Genomic DNA, 22,166 nt, shown 5'->3' on the forward strand with positions numbered 1-22,166 from the left:
GCGTCCCATGGCCGACCTCAGGCGGCGGGCGCCGGCGTGAGCACGGCGCGCAGTGCCGTCCGCGCGGCCCGGGCGGGGGCGCCCGTGGCGAGCGCGATGACCAGGACGGCGACGAGACCCGCGCCGGCGACGAGCTGCAGTACGTCGAGGACCGGGAGGCCGGAGACGACCGCGAGGACGGATGCGACGGTGACGATCACGATCACGACGACCGCTTCGGGGCCGTTCAGGCGCTGGGGGATCGGGGGCGTGCCCTGCACGCAGGAAGCCGAAGACGCGGCCACGGGAATCTCCTGACTGAGTGGGTCCGGCGGCCGAGACCGCCGGACCGTGCTTGTTATGGCTCCAACCGGGTGACGGCCACGAGCAGTTGGCGCTGCTCTCCGTGTGGCGCGTGGACAGAATGTTGTCAGGCTGTGCGGGTGTCCCAGACCCGCCACTGGTAGTCACGGCACGATTGATGCAACCGCGGCTCACGGATTTACCCTAAGTTTGGGGTGGGCCATAGACGATCGGCTGGCCTCCGCTCGCCGTCCTGGACTGCGAAGTTCGGACATTGTCAGGGGGATGTGGTAGCGCCGTTTGATGCGCGGACGCGCCAATCAGGCTTGCACTGTCATACAGACGGCTGCCACGATCCGCGAGCTGTCCGACTGTCGTGTAGCGAATAGCGGATGCCCTGGCTAGCTTCTGGCTCCAACCGTTGCAGAGCAGGGATTTGTGCGGTCGCACGTTGGCGCGTGAGACCGAGGAGGGCCGGTACGCAGACGCGTACCGGCCCTCTTGATTCTCAGGCTCGTCAGAACCGCGCCGGTAAAACCAAGGGCGCCCGCAGCCATCGGGGCTTGGCTGGCCGAGCAGCGTTCCCTCGCTGGCCGTGGCCAGCTTGACCCCACGCGTGCCGCTGACCTCGACGCCATCGACCCTCACGGGCGTCTCCCGAACGGCCTTGACTGGCACCGCAAGTACCACTTGGTGCGCCGTCACCTCGAGACCGGCCGGCTCCTCACCCCCGACACCACCACTGGCAGACCAGCCTCGGCAGCTGGGTCCTCCGCCAGCTCACTCAGTGGACTTCACTGGAGGCCGGCCAGCGCCAGTTCCTCGAAGCGCTCAACCTCACTCCCGAGAATGGCGCCCTGACACCCCGCCCGACAGTCCGGGCGCACTTTCGCCCAGACCGTCCAGATCCTCGAACTGTTCCTCCATCGCGAACGCCGTGCCCCCGCAGCCCGCGAGACGATCACTGTCGACGGCGACACCGTCAGGATCGGTCCGTGGTTTGCCAAGATCCGCACCAAGCACCGCGCCGGCGAACTCGATGTCGAGCACGAACGCCTCGTCGCAGCCGTCTTCGAAGGCGAATGGACCCAGGTAAACCCCGTTCCGGCCTTCACCTGACATAAGCCAGCCGGCCTGCCTCTACCCGGCAGCCGACCGCATCCGCACCCGGCGCATCTCGTGCGCCTGCCCTGCTGGAGCCACCCGCAGGCTGGGCAGGCACTTGTGAACAGAGGCATCACCGACCGGCGTGCCGCGTTCTGACTGATCCTCGCTCCCTCGGCCAACTCGACGACGACACCGTCCCAGCGATCTTCTCCAGTGCGCGATCGCCGCTTCTCGATGAGTTTCAGCCGGACAACTAGGCTGATCTTATGAAGTGCGCGGCGAAGTCCTGTACTTGTGCAGGAGCATGAGGAGCGTGGCCGCGCCGGAGACGGCCGATGTGCTGGGGAGGGGGAGGGGTGCGGTTAGAGGTACAGGTGGCATCAGGTGCTGGCAATCTGCGTTCTTTGCAGGGCTGGTTGAGGTCGGATCCCCAGGTGCGCAGGTCTGCGACCGTCGAGGTGCGGGGCAGTTCTCCGCGGCCGGGGGAGATGGGCACGGCGCTTGATGCGCTTCAACTGGTGACGGGGAACGGGTGGAGCGCAGCATCGTTCGTGTTGGCGCTGGTGGCTTGGCGGCAAACCCGGCCGCATAGGCCGCGGGTAGAGATCCGCCGCGGTGACATGGTCATCGTCCTCACCGACTGCTCGCCCGAGGAGATCGAGCGGGCGACCCGGGCACTTGACGCCGACGAAGACGGCGAGGAGGAGCAGGCGCGGTGAGTGTGTTGCCCGACCCGGGGGCATCCCGGGCGGTCCTGGTCGGCACGAGCCATTACGAGCATCTTGAGCAGCTCCCGGCCGTTGCCAACAATCTCCAAGCCCTGGCCGACCTCCTGCGCGGCCCTCTGTCCCTCCGGCTGCCTCCCCAGCATGTGACTGTCGTCGAGAACCCCACCGACCCGCACACGGTGATGGACCCAGTGCGTCGGGCGGCTGCCGAGGCCACCGACACTCTGCTCATGTACTTCGCGGGCCACGGCCTCGTCGACCCACATGACGCGCTCAGCCTTGCCCTGCCACGCACACAGGCCGACCGGGTCGAGACAAGCCTGCCCTACGACTGGCTGCGCCAGGTCCTGCTCCTTGACTCCCGTGCGGAGCGCCACGTCGTTCTTCTGGACTGCTGCTACAGCGGTCTGGCCCTGGGGAGGATGAATGCCTCACCAGGGCTCGCCGACCAGGCCGCGGTGGAAGGCAGCTTCCTGCTGGCGGCCGCCGCCGAGACCCGCACCGCCCTGGCACCGGTCGGAGACACATACACAGCCTTCACCGGCGCACTGCTCGACACGCTGCGCCATGGCATCCCCGGCGGTCCCGCGCTGCTCGACATGGGCGCTGTCTACCGGCATCTACGCCTGACACTGGAGGCTCGGGGCTGTCCGGTTCCGCAAGCCAGGGACCGCAACAGCGGTGCCCAGGTGGCGCTTGGACGCAACCATGCAGATCTTCCCGCCAACCCCATCGCCGCCCCGCCTGATGCGCAGACCGCTCAGCGGCCGTGGCCCGATCCACGCGGGGTCCGTACCATCACCGGCTTCTTCACCGCGCTCGCGGATGTGCGCGTGGTCAGCGGGCTGGCCCAGCAGGAGGTCAGCCGGCGTTCGGCGGGACGCATATCTACCAGTACTGTCGGCAGCTTGGTGAACCGCACGACGCTCCCGACCACATGGACGGCGACAGGCGCCTACCTGGCAGCCTGTGGCGTACCCGAGAACCAGATCACGCAGTGGCAGGCCGTCTGGCAGCGACTGCGAGAGGAGGCCGTGTCAGGTGAAGGGACGCCCCCTGCCGACCGCAAGAGCCTCCCTGAGAAGGGCAAGGTGTGGCAGAGGCCCTTTACCGCCTTCCGGCGCGAGCGGGATCAATGACCGGAAGCAGCCGGAGCAGAGGAACCGGCCGGCCGAGCAGGGGGCGACTTCTCCGAGGGGCCGGACTCGCTGCCGAAGAGGGTGTTCCAGCCAGCGATAGCCAGAATGCCGATTACCACGACTGCACCCGTGGACGGCTTCTTCCATCGGCTGGACGTTGACGAGGGCTGCACGTAGTGCCCCGCGCGGTAGTACCCCTTGCGATTCTGTGCCACAACTGCTCATCCCCCGGACCGGCTCCGACCGACTACGCGCCGCAGTCTCCCAGTCGGCCCGCCTGCTACGGGTAGGAACCGGAGAACACGGCTGGATCTGCGCGCTTCGCTCCCCAGCTGGAGTTCGTCGATGACCGTGCTTGAGATCTACACCAACCCGGTCAAGTCAGCGAGCTACCGCCCGGCGGCATCCGAGCCGACTACCCACGGGGTCACTAGCTAGCCCCGCTGGGAACGCGAGCAGGCTGAGCCACAGGCCGAAGGCGGCAGCGCGTGTGGTTCCGCTGAGTCTCTTCCTTCCCGGGCGTTGGCATCGCCGTGCCGACGCTGACGGGCCCGCTCAAGCCCTGAGCCGAGGCGTGCCCCTCAGCGGTCACGATTGAGCCGCTGAGCAGCCGCGGGTGTGAGCAGCGGCCGTGCCTTGATGCATGCGAGCCGGGTCAGCCACTCGGCGTCCGATTGGTCGGCAGCGGAAGGTGGGCCAGGTCCTCATCCATCAGCGGCATCACGCTGCCGTCTCGAGCATCTCCTTCTCTGCGGCCGGGCGCGACCTCGTCGTACGGGATCTCGGTGCCCTCGCGCTCGCAGAAGCGCCGCAGCCTTACCGTGCCGCCCGCGCCGTCTCCGCCGGAATCTCCCCCGGCCCTGGCTGCAAAGACATCGACCCTCCCGATACGAAAACGTCGGCCCCCAAACCACAACCGGGTCTGGGGGACCGACGTCAAGCAAGGCCCCGAATTAACCAACAGCGTCCGAGTCCAGCGGGCCGTGGCTCTGCCTTATGCGGGGGAGTGACTCGGTCACTTGCTGTCGTAGTCGCCGCCGCCGTGGCGGTGGTCGTCGACCACCCGGAAGCTGCCCACCACGCCGTTCTTGACCCACACGCCACCGCGGACGTCACGCGGGTACACACCGTCGCTGGAGCTCTTAGGCCCGACGGTCGCGATCGGAGCGCCGTTGTCACAGGTCACCCCACGGAAGACCTCGACGGTCTTGTGGCTGTCGTTGCGGATGTTGAGGCTCGTGGAGCCGAGGCCGCTGACCACGGTGATGCAGCCGCCCGGGTAGGAGGAGTACGAGCGCTCGTTGATGTGGATCCAGCCCTTGTCGTCATGGTCCTTGTCGTCGCGGTCCTTGTAGTCACGGTCCTTGCCGTAGTTGTCGCTTCCGCCGTCGCCGCCCTTGAGGGCCGAAGCCGGAGCGGCTGCCTGCTGAACGACGTTGGTCGCCTTCGGCGCCTCCGTGGTGGCGGCCGAGGCGTAGGTGATGCCTGTGGCCACCAGCGCCGCGGCAGCCGCGATGCCGGCAGTGACAACGTTGGAACGAGTGATCATGACACTTCTCCTGTCTCAGAGGAATCGGCTGAGCAGTCGACCCGTGAGCGAACGTACTTATGACCCCTAGACCTGTCATGTCGGGCATTTCGAGAAGCGCGTTCCACGAGGCCGAATGGGGCACCAAGACACCCGCATGCCTATTTCCTGATAATCTGACTAATCGTCAACTGGATCTAGTGGAAAACAATTTGACAAGTCATTAGCCTGTCCGGGCGACTTCCGCGACGCCGCTCACCCTGGCAGCAGCGTGTCCTTACTTGACACCGCCCGCACGTCCCAGAGACGCCCACGGGCGGGACCGGGCTTCCGATCCTCACGGTGCCACGCTTCACCCCGGGTACCGAACGACCTGCTGGCGGAGAAGCACGCTCAGCGCCTCCATCTCTCCCGGCCGCTGCCCCTCGTTGTGTCGGGCAAGGCCGTCAACCTCCGAGCGGAGAACGCGCGCGAGGTCGTCGTCCGACCGCCTGGCCCGTGCCGGGCCCGAGCCCGTCTCCCGACGCCGAGACGGTGCAGGTCACCACTGTGATGAGTTCTCGCACGCGGACGACCGGCGACACAATGCCGCCGCAGCGCTGGCAATGCCTGGAACGATGGCCGTCGGGTTCTTGCCGACGACCGCGGCGGCCCCGGACAAGCGCTTCTTCATGCCTGGCACCGCCTCGACTCGACGGCGACAACTCGATATAGCCGCTCCAGCCTCCGGGGAAGGAGCGTGCACGCGAGCTTCACCTCTGGCCGTAGTAGCGCGGCTGTGTGAAGGAACTGGAGGCATGCGCTGGTAACACGCGTACGTGCGTGTCCTGTCCAATGGCGTCCTGCACCACGGAGAGCGGCAGCAGTGCCTCCCAGCCCATGAGCCGTATGCCGACAATGGTTCCGGCAGCGCGGCGGATCTGAAGTCCCGGTACAGCAGTGTCTGACCAGACACGGCAGATTTCGGCCATGGCCCATGCTAGGTCCGGGCTGCACCGTTTCCGTGGAGCGCCGCAGGGGGCGCTTGCCGCTCCGCGGCGTGTCGCCCGGTCACAGGCCGGCGGCCGCTCGAGCTGCGAGGCCGAGGCCGACCAGGAGAACCAGGGCGGCGGTGGCCGTGGGGCCGATGCGCGCGAGCCTCTTCGTGCGGGTGAGGTGAGTTGCATGGGTGCGGGTGTGGGCTGCAATCCGGTCTCGTACGCGTACGAGGAGGAGGCCGGCGAGGGTGAGGGTCGCCGCCATGCCGAGGCCGTAGCCGATGACGAGGAGTACGCCGAACGCGGAGCGGCCGAGCGCGATGGCGCCGAGCAGGACGACGAGTGCGGAGGGGCTGGGGACGAGCCCTCCGGCGATCCCGATTCCGATGAGGCCTCCTCGCGCCGGCTTTGCGTGAGCGTGTTCAGTTGCGGGGTGAGTGTGGGGGTGGGCCCGCGTATGCGGGGTGCCGGCGGGGGACCTGGTCAGTACAGCGGTCGCTGCTGTCTGGTCTGTCTGGGCCGGATGGTGTTGGCGGCGCTTGGGGAGCAGGCCCACCAACCCTTGGTGCTCGTGCTCGTGCCCGTGTTCAGGGCTGTGGCTGCGGTCCTTGCCGGGGCCGTGACTGTGGTTGCCGCGGTGGTGGTCGTCGCCGTGGTGGTGATGATGATCGCTGTGGTGATGCTCGTGCCCGTGCTGGTGACCGTGCCCGTGGTGGTGCAGGGGGTGGTTGAGCAGGGCGGAGCGGAGCAGCCAGAGTCCGATGGCGGTGACCATGAGGCCGCTGGTGACGCCGAGCCAGGTCAGGACGGTTTCGCCGGCCAGGTTGCTGAAGAGGTGCAGGTCAGCACCCGACCGTCTATCACCTGGCCCGCGAAGGCCCACCGCGACACCGTGTTCATCTCCGGCCACTCCATCGAGGCCGCCCGATGGGCGGCGGCGATCACCGAGACCGCGTCCGACAGCGGCGAGGCCGCTGGCTCAGGCATCACCGGATCGTCCGCCAACGCGACCAGGGCGACGGTGAAGTACCGGCGAACATCCTCCGACCTCCGGCGGAATCGGCTGATCCAGCCACGGACCGTTCCCTCAGCGAGGCCCAGGCGGGCGGCGACCTGGCGGTGCCCCAGCCCGAGGGCCGCTATCTCCAGCCCAGTCCCGATCACCTCGGCCGCGGCCACAACCCCTCCGGCAGCAGCACGTGCGTGACCTGGCAACCCGTACAGCGTGAACGACGGGGGCGTACGAACAGCCGGGCCCCGAGATCACCACGGATCTCCCGCGGCCGGCCGTGTCCCCACGGCGCGAGCGCGGCCCCGCACGACGGGCATGTCATCTCACTGGCCCGCAGCTGGCGTTCCACGAGCACGACATCGGTGTCGACGATGAGCACTTGGCACCTCCACCACGTGCACACCGTGTCGTCGTGCACGAAGCGAGATCAGACTGCCCACCAAGATCAGCACTCATGTCCACCGCGACTGTCGCCAACCCCCAGGTTCCTGGGGCCTTCCCCCAAGGCCGGGTAGTTACTGACTTCGGCTCGTCAGGGTGACGTCGGCTCGTCGAGGGTGAGGCCGGTCCCGGCTATGAAGCCATCGAGGGTCTCGGGCCGGTACTGGAGGCGTTTGAGCCGGTTGCGGACGAGCGTCTCCAGGCGGTCGAGGGCGACGACGGCGAGGTTGGCCAGACTGCGTTTGACGTGCGCCCACACGCCCTCGACCAGATTCAGGTCGGGCGAGTAGGCGGGCAGCAGGAACACCGTCAGCCACTCCCGCTCCTCGATCAGCTCGCGCATCCTGCGGGAGACGTGAGTGTTCAACCGGTCCCACACCAGCACGATCGGCGCTTTGACGAGCTGGTGGGTGCCGTCGATGAGCGTGATGAAGTCGCGTTCGCCCATGCTGCGGCGCTTGCCCTTGCCCGCGGGATGGGAGATCAGCCGGTGGCACAGCCGGGTCCGCGAGGCGGGCCGCATCGCGACCAGCCCGGCCACCGACAGCCGCCCCGAGCGCCGACCGCTCACCGTCACAACCGGCGTCACACCGCGCCGGCCCCAGGTGCGTCCTTTGGGCGACCAGCCCGCCTCGTCCTCGAAGCAGATGTATCCCCCGCAGGCCGCCCGGGTTCTTTTACCTCCGCCCAGGTCGCCTCCTTCCACACCCTCACGGCCTGCTCGTCGCGCTCGGCCACCCTGCGTGCGGGGACCTGCGGGGAAAACCCGAGCCGGTGCATCAGCCTGGTGGCGCCCGAGACGCTGTAGGAGACGTGGAACTTCCTGCCGATCAGCGTGGCCACCCGCGCCGCGGTCCACACCTGGTCCTCCACCCACCCGTGCGCGGCCGGCCCCTCCTCCAGGAACCCCGCCAGTTTGTCCAGACAACGCGGGGACAGACGGCACCGTGATCCGCCCGGGCCCTGCGAAGCGAGCGCCTGTCTGCCGCCCTGTCGCCACAACCGCTGCCACTGGTAGGCCGATTTCACACTCACCCGCAGCAGCCGGGCCACCTCCGGCGGCTTGGTCTTCTGCTCGAACAACTCGGCAGCCTGCATCCGCACTCCCTCACGGCGCTGACGGCCCACAGGGCTCAGCCCGCCCCCATCCGCATACCTCACACACCACGGAATACAGCCACCACCCCGGCCCCATCAGAGAGAGAAGGATCACCCTAACGAGCCGAAGTCAGTAACTACCCGGCCTCATGCAGAGAGTCGTCCAACATCCCGCCAGCGACACCGCTGCCGTGTGATGGGGATGTGCTTCCGAGGTAACCCAGCGGGGGGTCATACTGCAGCTTCCATCTCGTGCTCGCGACGGGACGGAAAGCCGGGGACAGCCGCCGAGACCGGCGTTGAGGCGGCTGTCCCCGCATACGCCTTCAAGCTTGCTCGAGGCGAATTGAGCTCTAACTTTCCGCGTGCGTGTGTACTTTGGCGGTGAGGAGGAGGCATTGAGCCTGCCCCTACTCTCGGCGCTCTGATGAGCGCGTGGTAACCGGGGAGGTTCGACGCACTGCTCGCCCTCGCGCTCTCCGGGCCGCTAGCCGCCACAGTGGCCTAAAGCGTGTTGCAGAAGGTTGTGATCTGGGCATTTCCCTTGTATGCGTGGGGTGTTGAGGGCGGAGCCGTTGTGGGTGGAGACGTTCACCGGGCTGCGGATGAGGCAGTTCGAGGGACTGTTGAAGGTGGTGCGTGAGCGGGGCGGAAACGGTCCCGGTGGCGGTCGGCCGTGGTGCCTGCCGCTGGCGGACCGGGTGCTGCTGGTGGCCGTCTACTACCGCACCAACCTCACGATGCGGCAGCTCGCGCCGCTGTTCGGGGTCTCGCCGGCCACCGTGTGCCGGGTCGTCCAGCGGCTGCGGCCCCTGCTCGCCCTCGAGCCGGCTGCCCGTCCCGCCGACGCCGCGGATCGGTTGTGGATCGTGGACGGTACCTTGATCCCGGTGCGTGACAGGACGGTCGGTGCCTCGAGCCGCAACTACCGGTTCTCGGCAAATGTGCAGGTCATCATCGATGCCGATACGAGGCTGGTGGTTGCCACCGCCCGGCCGGCTCCGGGCAACAAGGCCGACGCGCATGTCTGGCGGAGCTCCGGCCTGCCCGCCCAGTGCCAGGGCGTCACCGTGCTCGGTGACGGCGCCTACATCAACACCGGCCTTGTGGTGCCGCACCGCAAACGCCCGGGACGGCCGCTACTGCCGGGCGAGGAGGCGGACAATGCGGAGCATCGCAAAGTCCGCGCCCGCGTGGAACATGCCTTCGCCCGTATGAAGAACTACAAGATCCTCCGTGACTGCCGGCAGCGCGGCGACGGCCTTCACCACGCGGTCCGGGCCGTCGCCCACATGCACAACCTCGCCCTAGCCGCATGATCAGAACAGTCGGAACCGGGCCCCGACCTGCCAGATCACAGCCTTCTGCAACACGCTTTAGTCTGATGAGACGGCCAGCCCCTCATGAGCGTCATCCATTGCTCAGCGTGCACCGCCCCGAGAAGTTGGTCCAGAACCGCAACTCACCGACAAAGCCAAACGGGTGATCCCAGGGCTGGCACGGTCAACCCCCGTGCACCTGCGGGAAGCGTTCACCGTGCGAGGCCGGAAGCTGGTATCCGCGCGGGAGCATGCCAGTTCCTCGCAGCGCGCGCCGCCCCCCCCGCCAGACCACCAGACCGGGCAGGGGGGCGGCGCACAGCCTGACGGGCGATTCCCAGTAGGGGGGCCGGCCGTCCGTCCTTGGCGATGGCCATACCGAGGAAGATCCCCATCAGCAGTCGGAGAGCGGCGGGCGGCCGGGTGAGCGTGGCTGGGTCCACTTCTGCTTGATCAGGCGCTGGTGCCAGACGAGCAGCGTGCGCGGGGTGACGATCCGGTGGCCGAGGAGCCGACGGGGCAGGAGCCGGGCGAGCGCGGCGAGCAGTGCCCGGTCCGGCCGGCTGGGCTTGGGAGCGGCGACCTGGCGGCGCAGCACCGTGCCCTCATGGCGCAGGATGAGGATCTCGGCGTTCTTCGCGGCAGAGGATCGGCACAGCAGAGCGAGCCACGCGAAGATCCTCGTGGCGAGCAGGTAGATCATCCGTACGGGCACGACCCCCGATCATGCAGGATCGGGACGCGCGGGGGCCGGTGTTGCTGGCCCCGCTGGTCAGCGTCGGTAGATTTCGCGGCGGTGGCCTACGGCGAGGACCCACACCCAGATGATCGGGCGGCCCGCCTCGTCTTCTTCGATGGTGTAGACGGCGCGGTAGTCGCCTACGCGAAGCCGCCACCGGGCGTGGTGACCGGTGAGGGCTTTGATGTCGAGGCCGGAGGTGTCGCCTGCATCGAGGGCCGCCTGGAGGTCGGCGAGCCGCCGCAGGATGGTGCGGGCATCGCTCAGCGGGATTTTCCGCAGATCCCGCTGACTGGCGGGGGTGAACGTGGCGCGGTGCTTCACCGGCCGCCACCCAGCAGCTCGGCCGCCATCTCCTCAAGGCTCATGGAACCTTCGCGGCCCTCGGCCTCGGCGGCGTCGGCGAGCCGGTTCAGCCAGGCGTCTTCGGCTGCCTCCTCCAGCGCGGTCAGGCGACGGTACTCGTCAATGTCGATGACGACGGCCTCCTGCTTCCCCCGCCGGGTGATGATCGTGGGCTTTGCTTCCCGGCGAGCGCGGTCGATGACGTCGGCCAGATGGCTGCGGACATCGACCATGGATTCGATGACGGGCTCAGTCATGCAATAACTGTAACAGATGTACGTCTATAACGTCTGTGGTCGCCAAGACTCATCCGCTCTGGCGGAAGGCGGTGCGCCTCGGCTCGTGGGGGGAGCGAAGATCCGTTTGGCGAGCAGGTAGATCATGCGTACGAGCGTGAACTCTGGATCACGCTCGATCCTTGGCCAAGCACGTCGGCCGAGGTCAACAGCGGTGAAGCAATTTTGGAGCGTTACGTGCGCCAGCAGATGAGGCTGCAGGCGAGGGAGACGAAGGCGTCATGGAGTTCGGTACGGCGTTCCCAGCGGACGGCGAGTCGTTTGAAGTGGTGGAGCAGGGCGAAGGTCTGCTCCACGACGTAGCGGAGCTTGCCCATGCCCTTGATGTTTGGGGCGCCCTTGCGGGAGATGACGGGCAGGATCCGGCGTTTACGCAGCTCCTCGCGGTTGGGGTTGGAGTCGTAGCCCTGTCGCCGAGGAGAGCCTCGGGGGCGTTTGCGGGGTCGGCCGGGTCGGCCGGCCACGGGTGGGATGCTGTCGACCAGGGCGAGGGTCTGGGTGACGTCGTCGACGTTCGCCGCGGTCGTGATGACCTTGAGCGGGGCGCCGCGTCCGTCGCAGATCAGATGGTGTTTGCTGCCCGTCTTCCGCCGGTCGACCGGCGACGGACCGGTGTCGGCGCCCCCGTTTTCGCGCGGATGTGGGACCCATCCACGCAGGCCCTGGACCAGTCGAGCCGGCCGGCCGCGTTCAGCTCAGCAAGCAGGACCCGGTGCAGTTGGTCGAAGACGCCCGCCTGCTGCCACCGGTCGAGCCGTCGCCAGCAGGTCTGCCCGGAGCCGAATCCCAGCTCCGGCGCCAGGAGTTGCCAGGCGATGTCGTTGTAGAGGACGTACAGGATGCCCTGCAGACACAGCCGGTCCGCCAACGGCCGAGGCCCCGGAGACTGCTCCGGCCAAGCCGGCAGCAGCGGCTCGATCAATGCCCACAAGTCATCATCCACGACCCACGGCCGAGTACTCACACCCTCCCGAACGGCCGAATCGTCACACCGGTCACGGCCTACCAGGACATCTCACCAAGATCCTGTTACGAGTTCTATGGATACCGGCCCCGCAGAAGCGCGCTGGACGCGGTCGCGGCCTGTCGGGAACGGTGCTGGAGGACCCCGCGACCACCCAATCGAGACCCCCGTTCGATCGACAAACTCCAAGATCGGTACGACAACAGCTACTGAGCTTGGTGTTTAACCTCAATGCCGCTGACTTTGGGGTCTGGTGGGGGTGTGACTGCCACGATGACCTGCAGGGTTTCTGCGGGTCGGCAGGTCGGCTGAGGCGGCCGGGGCCGGTCGGGGTTCCAGGACAGGAAGCGCGACATCTTGCGCTTCGCCTGGCGGATCACGGCCCGGAGTCTGCGGGGCGGGTTGATCTCTTCCTCGAGTTCACGGGCGACCGCGGAAAGGTGCTGAGGGGGGAAAATCCCTGTTCAGCGAGGTGATGCTCCGGCGGGCTGCCCGTAGGGCCGCGGCGAAGGAGAGCCGGTCCGGATCAAGGGGTTCGCTGCGGTTCACCGCTGCTCTGTGCATCAGGACTCTCAGCCCGGTGTAGAGGACCAGGTGTGCGTAGATCTCCTGGAATACCAGGTCAGGGCTCTTGCTCGGCATGACGGTCCGGGTGCCGATCTGTGTCGTCTTCAGTTCGGCGAGGGTGTTCTCCACCTCCCACCGCTCGCCGTAGAGGGCGGCCAGTTCGGCGGCCGGCGCCGCATCGGGGTCCATGAGGGTGGTGATGAGCCTGTAGCGTTCGGCCTGGTCACGGCCGGGAATGTCGAGGCTGTACTCGATCACGCGGACCCGGATGTCCTGCGGTGGGCGGACGCTGCGGCCCCTGCCGCCCTTCACCGTAGAGATCCATGAACCGTCCGCGAGGACGTCCTCGACGGGCAGTTTCCAGATGCCGGGGACTCGCCACAGAAGGTCGGCGCCTGTGCCGATCAGGTACTGCCACAGGTGGGCTCCGGGCAGGCCGCGGTCGGCCAGGACCAGCATGCCCGGCCGGAGCGAGCCCGCGAGCCGTTCGGCCAGGACGCGTTCCTTGACCCGGTAGGAGTCGACCGCGGCGTCGCAGATCACGTGGGTGCCCGACTCGACGAGGATCACGACCCGGGCCAGCGGATATCCGGTGGGTCCCTTACCGGCCTTGGTCCGCAGCCGCCCCAGACCGGCCTCGTTTGCCTCCGTGTCGGCGGCCTGCAGCGTCGTCCCGTCGATCGCCATCAGCCGCAAGCCCCTCCAGAAAGCACCTGGCGTCCGCTCGTCGGCCACCGCCGCTCCGGCATGAAGCAGCAGCTCACGCAGCACCTCCACCCCGAGGTTCAGACGGGCGCGGAAGACCGCCGCCTTGTCCGGGATCCGCCAGGCGCCCCACCCGTCCTCGCGCCGGACCGCCTCGGCCAGCGTCCGTAAGACCTCCCGGTACGGCTCGCCGGAGAACAACGCACGCGCGAGCACGAAGTACACCATCAGCCTCGGCGGCAGCAGCCGCACCCGTACCTCACGCGCCCGGGACTTCGCTAATACCGCGTCCACCAGCTCCGGCGGGAACACCTCTGTCAGGTCTCCCAGCCCGATCCGGTCCACCAGCCGAGCGGCCATCGGACACCACCCCCCTGGTATCTGTTGAACCGCCAAATCACCCCAAAGTCAACGGCATTGTGTTTAACCTCGCCGGGTCACCTGACCTGCTGATCTTGCCTTCTTCGTGAGACAGCAGGGCGGCCGTTCTTCACGCTTCGAAGTGTCGAGCAACGTCGCGTGAAGGAACGGCCGCTGTGAAGAGTCTGGCTTCTGCAGGTCCCGCTGACGCCGCGCTGAGCGTGCTGTCCCACTTTCGTGTCGAGTTCTACGACTGCCTCTACTCCCGTGCGGACGCGCTCTTCGAGCTCACCGATGCGGTGCTGTGCGTGGACGGTACGGTGACGTCGCTGGCCGAGCTGACGCTGGCGGCTGAGCACCGGCGCGTGCACGGGGCGATGTACGACGCGGTCAACCATGGCTGGCTGGAACCGCGTCGCCTGCGCAGGCTGCTGGTCTCCACTCCGTTGCCGAGGGCGGCCGACGGGCGGATCGTCCTCGCCGTCGATGTGAGCAACTGGCTGCGGCCCGACGCCCCTACCAGCCCGGAGCTCCTGTTCTGCCACGTCTACGGGCGAGGCCGCAGTGCGGATCAGTTCATCCCCGGCTGGCCCTACTCCTTCGTCGCCGCGCTGGAGACAGGGCGGACATCGTGGACAGCCGTGCTGGACGCGATCCGCCTGGGGCCGGCCGACGACGCCACCGCGGTGACCGCCACCCAGCTCCGCGACGTCTTCACCCGGCTCCTGCGGGCCGACCAGTGGAAGCCCGGTGACCCAGACATTCTCATCGTCATGGACTCCGGCTACGACGTCACCCGCCTCGCCTACGTTCTGGCGGATCTGCCCGTCGAGCTGGTTGGCCGGCTGCGCTCGGACCGGGTCATGCTCCGCGACGCCGGCCCGCGCCGTTCCACTCCGCGCGGCGGACAGCCCCGCAAGCACGGCGGTGTCCTCACCTTCGCCAAACCGGAGTCCTGGCACACCCCCGACCAGGCCACCACCTGCGACACCACCCGCTACGGCAAGGCCGAGACCCTCGCCTGGGACCGGATGCACCCGCGCCTGACGGCGCGCGGCCCGTGGCTCGACCATCATGGTGAACTCCCGTTGATCCACGGCATGTTGATCAGGCTGAAGGTCGAGCACCTGCCTGGCGACCGCGACCCGAAACCGGTGTGGCTGTGGTCCTCGCGCACCGGGATGACCGGCGCGGACGTCGACCTGCGCTGGCAGGCGTTCCTGCGGCGCTTCGACCTGGAGCACACTTTCCGGCTGTTCAAGCAGACCCTGGGCTGGACCGTCCCGAAGGTCCGGGACCCGCATACCGCCGACCTGTGGACGTGGCTGATCATCGCCGCCCACACCCAACTCCGCCTCGCCCGGCCCCTCGCCGAGGACCTCCGCCGCCCCTGGGAGCGGCCAGCGGAACCTCGTCGGCTCACCCCCGCCCGGGTCCGCCGGGGGTTCCGCCACCTCCGCGCGAAGACCGCCCGTCCGGCCGGCGTGCCCAAACCCTCCCGGCCCGGGCCAGGACGCCCACCCGGCTCGAAAAACCGCAGGCCAGCGCCACGACACGAACCCGGAAAGACCGTGAAACGAGCCGAAACCCTCACCGAACATGTCCGCCTGAAACGGCAGCGAGGTTAAACACAATGCTGAGGCAAGCACCTGGCTGACCATCCACCCCGTCCGTTCCGCCGCTGTCACCGACTCAGTGACCGGGGGAGGAGCTGCACCTGCCCCCGGGTTCCGCACGGGGGTTACGGGCCGAGGGCAGGTGCGGTCTGTCGTGCGGCTGACGTGGGTCGTTGTTGCTGGATCAGCCGTCTTCTCGCTACCCAATGAGGATCGTTTCGGGGGATTGAGCTTTCCCGGCTGAGCTGACATCGGAGCACGAGTCGGCTTCGGCGGGAGCGTCAATGCCCCGTGGGTCGCTAGTGAGAATGTCATTAAGTGACTGAAAAAGCAAGCCCCGACTGGGATCAGTGTGCCCCTCGCCTGCGTTGGCGACAGCGAACGCAGGTTGACTGGCCGCCCACCGCCCTCTTCATGGACGGCGCTCCGCAGGCACGTGCCGTACGCGAACCTGCGGCGAACTTTTGCGCGGCGAGGTGCCGTTGCCCTGGCGCCGCCGCCAGGTGTCATTTGTGCATGCCGGCTGGCCATCGGGCCGGGAGTCCGCATTCACCCGCGAGGTGTTCCCACGCACGCTTCCGCCAGCACAGCGGTCATTTCGGGGAGGAAGGCGGTGACTGGGTCGTGGGTGAGTTCTGTCATCCGCAGCCGGCCGCCGACGGTGATGACGCCGAGAATGCGCTCTCCTCGCAGCTGAGTGATCTGCGTGGGCCCTCACAGAACGGACCGGGTGCTCACGCTCCTGTGACCCACTTCAGCAACGCCTAGGTTGGTGATCTGGATGTCGGCTGCGGTGGCGGCCATCATCATGGCCTCGGGCGAGAGTCCAGAAGTCGTGGGCATCGTCTGCGCCACTTCCCGTCCGGGCAGCCGCGAACCTGTTCACCACCTCGTCGGACAGGCCGACCGCACGGCGCAAGTCCATGGGGCTCAACACCCGCACGTATTCGCGTCCTCGTCGACGGAACACATGCACTGTGTGTCCTCCAGGCGGCAACGATGGATGAGGCGCTTGGTCAGCGCCACATCCAGAGCGAGCGTGTCCACATGCGGCTTGAGGCCCGGGAAGGGTACGAGTTCGCCGACGGGACTCAACCGCTCGTCGCCGTCCGGAAGCGTGCCGCTCGGCGCGCCTCCGAGATCGACCGCTGCACCAGGGTGGGCGAGGAGGTCTTCCTGCGACGACAGCGCATCGCGAACCCCCCGGGGACGAGTACGGCGTGCGCCAAGGGGCCCTGGTGTCGGGGGATCGGTCGGGTCTGCTCGACGGCGACCACGGATTGCCAGGGAGCGCCAACCGGGACCATTTCGAGGGGGATCGCGCCCTCGATCTCGGAACACGGCTTTGGGCGCGGCCCGATCGACTGCGACCCGGAGCATCGGATGCCGGCGCTGAAGAGCACTCAGCGACGAGGTCAAGGCTGTCGCCGTGATGTGCGTGGTCAACTTGGCAACCAGGGAGAACTGGAGCGGGTTGCGGTGCATGTAGAAGTCGATGATTCGTTCGAACGCGCCCAGACGATGCGGCCTTGACTCACGGTCATCCTCATCCGGGAAAGGGGGAGCGTGGCCGACTCTGGCGTCTTTCGCGGCAGCGGCGGGGCCTGCCGCGAGAGTTCGTCGCTGTGATGGTGCGGGCGGCGGCGACTCGATTGGCTGCACTGCCCAGGCGATTCCGTCACTAAGTGACACGAAGTTCAAGTGCGGAGTCTTGTGAGGAACACCTGATGTCGCAGGCCCTCGTCCTGGTCGAACAGGGACAGCTGGGCGCCGGGTGCGGGCGTTCGCGGCGCCACGATGATGCGGGTGTCGGCTGGGTAGCTGTCCAGGTCGACCATGTCGGTCAGCTCGGCGACCTCGGCGCCCTCACGGAGCGTCCCGTCCTGGTTCAGGGCGGGATGCCAGAGGCGGTCGGGCATGGCCCGGATAGCCCGACGGAGCGGCTCGGTGATGGCGTGTCCGACCGAGAAGAAGGTACGGATTCCTCGTTTCCGCAGGTCGCGGACGTGGGCGAGGAAGGCTTTCGCGGATCCGGCGCTGTCGGTGCGGATCAGGATGTCGGTGCCGTGCCGGTGGGCGTCGGGGATCTGCGCGAGTGCCTGGTCGAGCACGGTGACGTGGTCGGTGGCGGTGTTGGCGCCGGCGTTTCCGGGCCGCAGCCGGCCGGACAGTGCCTCGCCGGTGTTGGCCAGGAAGCACAGCAACGGGTGGTAGCCGAAGCCGCCCTTATAGGTGGGCGCGGCCTGGTCTTTCTCGGAGTGGCAGGTGATCAGCGTGGCGTCGAGGTCCAGGACCAGACCGGGCAGTGTGCGTCCCGCGGCCCGGGCTGCGGGGATGCCCTTGCCGTGCTCGGCGGCCTGGAGCCAGGCGACTTCCCGGGCTTGGGCGCGGGCAGAAGCCAGCGAGGCGAGGGCGGTCTCGTCAACGTCGGAGAGCAGCCGCCAGGCCGTCGGTGTCGAGGCGACAGGGCCGAACATCCCTGGCTGGTCCCGGAGCACGGCCAGGTCCGCGATGGCCTCGCCGCCGTCGGCGAGCATCACCGCGAGATCGGTGGCGATCCGGCCCGGATCATGTCCGGTCCCGCGTGGCCGAAGCGGCCCGAGCGCGGCGGAGTACGCGGCGGTCAGCCCGGTGGCATCGGCAAGATCTGCCAGCAACCGTGCCCCGGCATGACCGACCACCCCCGAACCATCGGCACTGACCTGGACCTTGGGACGCAACCCGATAACCTGCACGTAGAAAGTGCCCTCCGCCTGGTGTCCGCGTACTCCTTTGAGTGCTCCGCGGAGTACGGAGTTATGTGCACCAGTCTTGACGCGAAGGACAGGGCAGGCGATCGGCTGAGATGGGGCCGGGCTGGCAGGCTGCACTCGTGGCCCTCAACATGCCTGGACGCCGGTTGGGCCGAAACCACCCCCGCGCAGACCAGGGAGGCTGCCGTTCTGCAGTGCTGGCGGCCTCGGAACCGGCCCCATCTCGCCGAACTCTAAACGCGGGGTCTGACAAGGGCCGGAAGCGCGAAACAAGCTCAGGCCGCGTCGTCTCGTTCTCGTTCGATGGCGGTGAGTCGGTTCTTGAGGCGATAGCTTGGGCCGTTGATGGAGATGACTCCGCAGTGGTGGAGGAGGCGGTCGAGGATGGCGGTGGCCAGGACCTCGTCACCGAACACCTGCCCCCATTCGCTGAAGGTCTTGTTCGAGGTCAGAATGATCGAGCCCTTTTCGTATCGCTTTGAGATGACCTGGAAGACCAGGTTCGCCTCGGCTCGCGCGAGGGGCTGGTAGCCAACCTCGTCCAGAACAAGGACGGCTGGCCGCAGGTAGCTGCCGAGTTTGCTGGTCAGGCGTCCTGCGGATTCGGCGGCGGTGAGGTTGCGGACCATGTCGTCGAGGCTGGTGAAGTAGATCGAGTAGCCGGCCCGGCAGGCCGCGACGGCGAGAGCGACGGCGATGTGTGTCTTGCCCACCCCCGGCGGCCCGAGCAGGGCAGCGTTGGCCTTGGCCTCGACGAACGAGAGGGTGGCGAGATCTTTGACCTTGCGGGGATCGAGCTCCGGCTGGAACGAGAAGTCATATTCATCGAGTGTCTTGTGGTGCGGCAGCCGAGAGAGCCTCAGGCCCTGGCGGAAGCGTCGGTCGTCACGGACGGCGAGTTCCTCGGAGAGGACCAGGTCGATGAAGTCGAGGTAGCCCATCTTGGCCTCGTCAGCCCGCTGAGCGTATTGGGTCAGGGCCTCGGCCAGGTGGGGCAGGCCCAGCTTGGCGGCCGTGCTGCGGATGCGGTTTCCGGTCAGCTCGCTCAAGACGTGTCCTTGCTCTGGGAACGGGTGGTGAATGGGCGGGTGCCGGTCAGCTCGTCATAGACCGACAAAGGTCGGCGCCCGACCTCGATCCGGCTGGCCGCAGCCCGGTTCAACAGGGCCTCCAGCGATCCCGCCTCCGACCCGCTGTCCTGCCGGCGGGGCGCGGGCAGGTCTCCGCCCGCCATGACGCGGCGGCCGGCTCCGGTGGGCAGACCGTCCCAGTGCCGCTCGTCCACGACCCGGGCGCCGCGGCCAACTGCCCGCGGGTGGGTGGCCAGCAGGGTTTCTCCCTGGCGGTCGGGTGTGGTGGCATGGAGGATGACCTGGGACTTCGTGGCCCTGATCTCGACCAGCTGCCGCGGGCGGATCCGTAGAGCCGGCACCGAGTAGAGGTTCGCTTCAAACGCGACGAGGCAGTCCTTGCCGACGTAGCGGAGGTGTCGCTGGGCGACCACGTATGGAGTGGCCGGCAGTGGGCGGAGGGCCATGTGATCGCGGACCGCCCGCAGTCCGATGACCTCGCCGTGGGTGCCGTGGACCTTGGCCCGCCGCAGCGGAACCCAGGCGGTGAAGGCGGCGTTCAGTTCCTCGATGGAGGAGAAGGCGCGTCCGGCCATGACGTAGTCGCGGATGATCAGGACCTGGCGCTCGACCCGGCCCTTCCCAGTGGGCCGGTAAGCGGCCAGGACGTCGGGGTCGAAGTCGTAGTGCCCGGCGAATGCGACCGCCTCCGGATGCAGCGGAACGGCCTCACCAGGGGCGACATGCCGGCGGACCACGGTCTTGGTCCGGTCGTAGACGATCGACATGGGAACACCGCCGAAATGGGCAAACGCCTGACGGTGGCAGGCGAAGAAGGTCGCCAGGTCCTGGCTGGTGGTGAAGCAGCAGAACGGGTCTCGCGAGTACGACAGCGTCATGTGGAACGAGTAGACCTTCGGGACCCCGACATGGGCGAGGATCTTGCCCTCATCCCCCCAGTCCACCTGGGCCTGAGCTCCGGGCACCACCTCGAACCGGCGGTGCATGCCCGCCAGTTCCCGAGGCGTAATGCCGAGCTCTCCGGCGATCCGCGGTCGGGCTTCCTGAACGTAGAGCTTCACGCGCTGGTAGTTGCCCGTGAACCCGTACTCCCTGGCCAACCGCTCATGGATGACCGCGGCCTTAAGCAGGATCTCGGCCCGCAACATCGCATCGATTAGCGGCGCGACCTCGTCCACCACCCGCTGACGCGGCTGACCGTTCGCAGCCCTCTTCGGTGGAGCAACCGGAACCTCACCCGACAGGTACTTGGCGACCGTGCGACGGTTCAGCCCGGTCTCCTTCGCGATCTCCCGCAGGCTCATCGCACCAGACTCGTACAGACCGCGAAACCGCCTCAGCTCCAGCCACCGATGCGGGTCCAACACCACTGTCAGCCGCCCTCCGCCGATCCCAACCGACGACAGCAGGCTCCCGGCCACGGCCTTTCAACGCATCAAGAACGGTGCACTCTCATTCGTACGAGGTGGTGCACGTTCACTTGTACGCCGACACTCGGCCGCGTTCGCCCAGGTCTGCGACCTGCATGGCATCCGCAGGAGCATGGGCAGGGTCGGCTCGAGTTACGACAACGCCCTGGCCGAGAGTTTCTGGCAGGGACTGAAGCGAGAAACGATGTACGGGAAGCTGTTCTTGACGATGCGGCAGGCGAGGCTGGAGATCTTCCAGTGGCTCACCTACTACAACGCCCGCCGACGCCACAGCGCGCTCTCCTACCTCTCCCCGATGGAGTTCGAACAGCAGCACCACAAGACAGCTAAACTCTGACTCGCAGCATGAACCCCTGTGTCCACACTCCGGGGGTCACCTCACACCACGCAGCGCACCGACTCCACCCACGTCCTGGCCGCGGTGCGCGACCTGACCCGACTGGAACTGATCACCGAAGCGGTACGTGCCGCACTGGAGGAGGTCGCCAGCACCGCCGGCCACCTGCTGGACGGCCTGGTCGACGAGGAGTGGGGGCACCGCTACGGCCGACCGGTCCGCCTGGGCAAGAACCCCACCAAGCCCAAGACCAGGATCCTCGCCCCCGGAAACGACGCCGTCCGGCTCCTGGAACACCTCCGCCGGCACGGGACAGGCCGGGCGTCCGGCCCCCGCGTCCAGGCCCTGCGCCAGATCATGGTGCAGAACTACTACCGCGACGCCGCGGGCCGCCTGCTCTGGCGCACCGACGAGGACGGCGGACCGGGTCTGCCGCCCTCGTCCCGGGCGATCGTCTCGCCCTACGACACCTCGGCCCGCTACGCACGCCACGGACACATCATCAGCTGGAGAGGGTTCGCCGCTCATCTGACCGAGACCTGCGCTCCGGACGCCCCAACGTGATCACGGACGTGGCCACCACCGCGGCCACCACCCACGACAGCCAGGTCCTGCCCGGCATCCACACACGTCTGCGGCGCCGCGGCCTGCTGCCCGCCGAGCACCTGGTCGACAGCGGCTACACCTCCCTGGTCCACCTGGAACAAGCCGCCCGGGACCACCAGGTCACCGTCACCGGACCACTGCCGGCAAACCCCACCCGGCAGCATCGCCAGGGCGAGGGCTTCGCCCGCGACGACTTCCACATCGACTACGACCGCAGGCAGGTGACCTGTCCCCAAGGGCAGGTCAGCCGGGGCTGGCACGCCCCCTACCCGACGTCCTCGCCCACCGCGGCTCCGCTGATCGTGGCGAAATTCGCCAAGGGCCAGTGTCAGCCCTGCCCCGCCCGCACTCAGTGCACGACCTCACGGGAAAACGTCCGCACCGTGGGCTTTCCCCCACGCGAACTCCGAGACCTGCAACTTCGCGTCCGCACCGAGCAACAGACCCCCGAGTGGAAGATCCGATACGCCGTGCGCTCTGGGGTGGAAGGCACGGTCAGTGAGTTCGCCCACGGCCATGGCATGCGACGCTGCCGCTACCGAGGCCAGAGCAAAGCCCACGTCCAACACGTCCTGACCGCGATCGCCGTCAACATCGAACGCCTCAGCGGACTACCTTCGGCCGAAGGAGGTCCTCCGCCCCGACAACCGACGGCCTTCCAGAACTACCTCGACCAGCACAAGATCCTCCGGCGCACCTCCTGGCGAACCCTCGGCAGATGAACTC

At 67.8% G+C, this 22,166-nt stretch carries 20 protein-coding genes and 2 pseudogenes; 7 read left to right on the forward strand and 15 right to left on the reverse strand.

All coding sequences use genetic code 11. The annotated features are described in order from the left end of the window. Window positions 1-17 precede the first annotated feature (17 nt). Together ACWV17_RS29960 and ACWV17_RS29965 are read right to left on the reverse strand one after the other, a co-directional pair. A complete protein-coding gene (locus ACWV17_RS29960) occupies window positions 18-284 on the reverse strand; it encodes a hypothetical protein (RefSeq protein ID WP_455357460.1) in 267 nt (88 codons plus the stop codon). Between the two features lie 835 nt (window positions 285-1,119). Then, complete coding sequence (locus ACWV17_RS29965) at window positions 1,120-1,332, reverse strand: hypothetical protein (protein ID WP_455362140.1); 213 nt, start codon at window positions 1,330-1,332, stop codon at window positions 1,120-1,122. A 392-nt stretch (window positions 1,333-1,724) separates the two neighbouring features. Here ACWV17_RS29965 and ACWV17_RS29970 point away from each other — a divergent pair, with 392 nt between their 5' ends. Together ACWV17_RS29970 and ACWV17_RS29975 are read left to right on the forward strand one after the other, a co-directional pair. After that, on the forward strand, window positions 1,725-2,108 hold the full coding sequence (locus ACWV17_RS29970) for an effector-associated constant component EACC1 (protein WP_455362141.1): 384 nt from the start codon (window positions 1,725-1,727) through the stop codon (window positions 2,106-2,108). Further along, a complete protein-coding gene (locus ACWV17_RS29975; protein WP_455357463.1) occupies window positions 2,105-3,256 on the forward strand; it encodes a caspase family protein in 1,152 nt (383 codons plus the stop codon). Before ACWV17_RS29970 ends, ACWV17_RS29975 begins: the two co-directional genes overlap by 4 nt. 1,015 nt (window positions 3,257-4,271) lie before the next feature. Here ACWV17_RS29975 and ACWV17_RS29980 read toward each other — a convergent pair. From ACWV17_RS29980 to ACWV17_RS30000, 5 genes are all read right to left on the reverse strand, one after another. Continuing rightward, window positions 4,272-4,805 (reverse strand): hypothetical protein, encoded by a 534-nt coding sequence (locus ACWV17_RS29980; protein ID WP_455357464.1) that lies wholly within the window; start codon window positions 4,803-4,805, stop codon window positions 4,272-4,274. A gap of 1,029 nt (window positions 4,806-5,834) precedes the next feature. Then, the gene (locus ACWV17_RS29985) at window positions 5,835-6,536 is read right to left on the reverse strand and encodes a hypothetical protein (RefSeq protein ID WP_455362142.1); all 702 of its coding nucleotides are present in this window, start codon (window positions 6,534-6,536) and stop codon (window positions 5,835-5,837) included. A gap of 26 nt (window positions 6,537-6,562) precedes the next feature. Continuing rightward, the gene (locus ACWV17_RS29990) at window positions 6,563-6,940 is read right to left on the reverse strand and encodes a hypothetical protein (RefSeq protein ID WP_455362143.1); all 378 of its coding nucleotides are present in this window, start codon (window positions 6,938-6,940) and stop codon (window positions 6,563-6,565) included. Beyond that, on the reverse strand, window positions 6,922-7,095 hold the full coding sequence (locus ACWV17_RS29995; RefSeq protein WP_455357471.1) for a DUF6431 domain-containing protein: 174 nt from the start codon (window positions 7,093-7,095) through the stop codon (window positions 6,922-6,924). Before ACWV17_RS29995 ends, ACWV17_RS29990 begins: the two co-directional genes overlap by 19 nt. A gap of 210 nt (window positions 7,096-7,305) precedes the next feature. Further along, window positions 7,306-8,375 (reverse strand): IS630 family transposase gene (locus ACWV17_RS30000; protein ID WP_455362144.1). Its coding sequence is split into 2 segments (ribosomal slippage): window positions 7,306-7,874 and window positions 7,874-8,375, totalling 1,071 coding nucleotides; the frame shifts between segments, so codons are not numbered across the junction. A 485-nt stretch (window positions 8,376-8,860) separates the two neighbouring features. Here ACWV17_RS30000 and ACWV17_RS30005 point away from each other — a divergent pair. Next, complete coding sequence (locus ACWV17_RS30005) at window positions 8,861-9,631, forward strand: transposase family protein (protein ID WP_455362145.1); 771 nt, start codon at window positions 8,861-8,863, stop codon at window positions 9,629-9,631. Window positions 9,632-10,025: 394 nt separating this feature from the next. On the opposite strand, the gene ACWV17_RS30010 is transcribed toward ACWV17_RS30005, so the two are convergent. From ACWV17_RS30010 to ACWV17_RS30030, 5 genes are all read right to left on the reverse strand, one after another. Further along, window positions 10,026-10,346, reverse strand: a complete 321-nt coding sequence (locus ACWV17_RS30010; RefSeq protein WP_455362146.1) for an integrase — start codon at window positions 10,344-10,346, stop codon at window positions 10,026-10,028. 57 nt (window positions 10,347-10,403) lie between these two features. Continuing rightward, window positions 10,404-10,694 (reverse strand): type II toxin-antitoxin system RelE family toxin, encoded by a 291-nt coding sequence (locus tag ACWV17_RS30015; protein WP_455362147.1) that lies wholly within the window; start codon window positions 10,692-10,694, stop codon window positions 10,404-10,406. Continuing rightward, entirely contained in the window at window positions 10,691-10,972 is a 282-nt protein-coding gene (locus tag ACWV17_RS30020; protein ID WP_455357470.1) for a type II toxin-antitoxin system Phd/YefM family antitoxin, read from the reverse strand. Before ACWV17_RS30020 ends, ACWV17_RS30015 begins: the two co-directional genes overlap by 4 nt. Window positions 10,973-11,184: 212 nt before the next feature. After that, window positions 11,185-11,975 (reverse strand): IS5 family transposase gene (locus ACWV17_RS30025; RefSeq protein ID WP_455362148.1). Its coding sequence is split into 2 segments (ribosomal slippage): window positions 11,185-11,655 and window positions 11,658-11,975, totalling 789 coding nucleotides; the frame shifts between segments, so codons are not numbered across the junction. Between the two features lie 420 nt (window positions 11,976-12,395). Beyond that, entirely contained in the window at window positions 12,396-13,607 is a 1,212-nt protein-coding gene (locus ACWV17_RS30030) for an IS4 family transposase (protein WP_455362149.1), read from the reverse strand. 185 nt (window positions 13,608-13,792) lie between these two features. On the opposite strand from ACWV17_RS30030, the gene ACWV17_RS30035 reads away from it, so the two are divergent. Next, complete coding sequence (locus ACWV17_RS30035; protein ID WP_455362155.1) at window positions 13,793-15,235, forward strand: NF041680 family putative transposase; 1,443 nt, start codon at window positions 13,793-13,795, stop codon at window positions 15,233-15,235. Window positions 15,236-16,935: 1,700 nt separating this feature from the next. Here the strand turns inward: ACWV17_RS30035 and ACWV17_RS30040 are convergent. The 3 genes and pseudogenes from ACWV17_RS30040 to istA form a co-directional block, all read right to left on the reverse strand. Further along, window positions 16,936-17,958, reverse strand: a pseudogene (locus ACWV17_RS30040) (IS1380 family transposase); the annotation flags it as partial. Window positions 17,959-18,251: 293 nt separating this feature from the next. Next, window positions 18,252-19,025: an IS21-like element helper ATPase IstB gene (gene istB / locus ACWV17_RS30045; RefSeq protein ID WP_455362150.1), complete on the reverse strand. Its 774-nt coding sequence runs from the start codon at window positions 19,023-19,025 to the stop codon at window positions 18,252-18,254. Next, complete coding sequence (gene istA, locus ACWV17_RS30050; protein ID WP_455362151.1) at window positions 19,022-20,371, reverse strand: IS21 family transposase; 1,350 nt, start codon at window positions 20,369-20,371, stop codon at window positions 19,022-19,024. Before istA ends, istB begins: the two co-directional genes overlap by 4 nt. 190 nt (window positions 20,372-20,561) lie before the next feature. Here istA and ACWV17_RS30055 point away from each other — a divergent pair. The 3 genes and pseudogenes from ACWV17_RS30055 to ACWV17_RS30065 all read left to right on the forward strand — a co-directional run. Next, window positions 20,562-20,834: pseudogene (locus ACWV17_RS30055) on the forward strand (integrase core domain-containing protein); the annotation flags it as partial. A gap of 18 nt (window positions 20,835-20,852) precedes the next feature. Continuing rightward, on the forward strand, window positions 20,853-21,398 hold the full coding sequence (locus ACWV17_RS30060) for a hypothetical protein (protein WP_455356995.1): 546 nt from the start codon (window positions 20,853-20,855) through the stop codon (window positions 21,396-21,398). Next, on the forward strand, window positions 21,395-22,162 hold the full coding sequence (locus tag ACWV17_RS30065; RefSeq protein WP_455362152.1) for a transposase: 768 nt from the start codon (window positions 21,395-21,397) through the stop codon (window positions 22,160-22,162). Before ACWV17_RS30060 ends, ACWV17_RS30065 begins: the two co-directional genes overlap by 4 nt. The last annotated feature ends 4 nt before the right edge of the window (window positions 22,163-22,166 follow it).

It is taken from the genome of Streptomyces mabaensis, assembly GCF_053763515.1.

What these genes read in the sequence shown, in the direction of transcription:
- istA (WP_455362151.1), bottom strand. Translation starts at nt 20,371, where the DNA reads ATGAGCCTGCGGGAGATCGCGAAGGAGACCGGGCTGAACCGTCGCACG.
- ACWV17_RS29980 (WP_455357464.1), bottom strand. Translation starts at nt 4,805, where the DNA reads ATGATCACTCGTTCCAACGTTGTCACTGCCGGCATCGCGGCTGCCGCG.
- ACWV17_RS30030 (WP_455362149.1), bottom strand. Translation starts at nt 13,607, where the DNA reads ATGGCCGCTCGGCTGGTGGACCGGATCGGGCTGGGAGACCTGACAGAG.
- ACWV17_RS29985 (WP_455362142.1), bottom strand. Translation starts at nt 6,536, where the DNA reads ATGGTCACCGCCATCGGACTCTGGCTGCTCCGCTCCGCCCTGCTCAAC.
- ACWV17_RS29970 (WP_455362141.1), top strand. Translation starts at nt 1,725, where the DNA reads ATGTGCTGGGGAGGGGGAGGGGTGCGGTTAGAGGTACAGGTGGCATCA.
- ACWV17_RS30005 (WP_455362145.1), top strand. Translation starts at nt 8,861, where the DNA reads ATGCGTGGGGTGTTGAGGGCGGAGCCGTTGTGGGTGGAGACGTTCACC.
- ACWV17_RS30020 (WP_455357470.1), bottom strand. Translation starts at nt 10,972, where the DNA reads ATGACTGAGCCCGTCATCGAATCCATGGTCGATGTCCGCAGCCATCTG.
- ACWV17_RS29995 (WP_455357471.1), bottom strand. Translation starts at nt 7,095, where the DNA reads ATGACATGCCCGTCGTGCGGGGCCGCGCTCGCGCCGTGGGGACACGGC.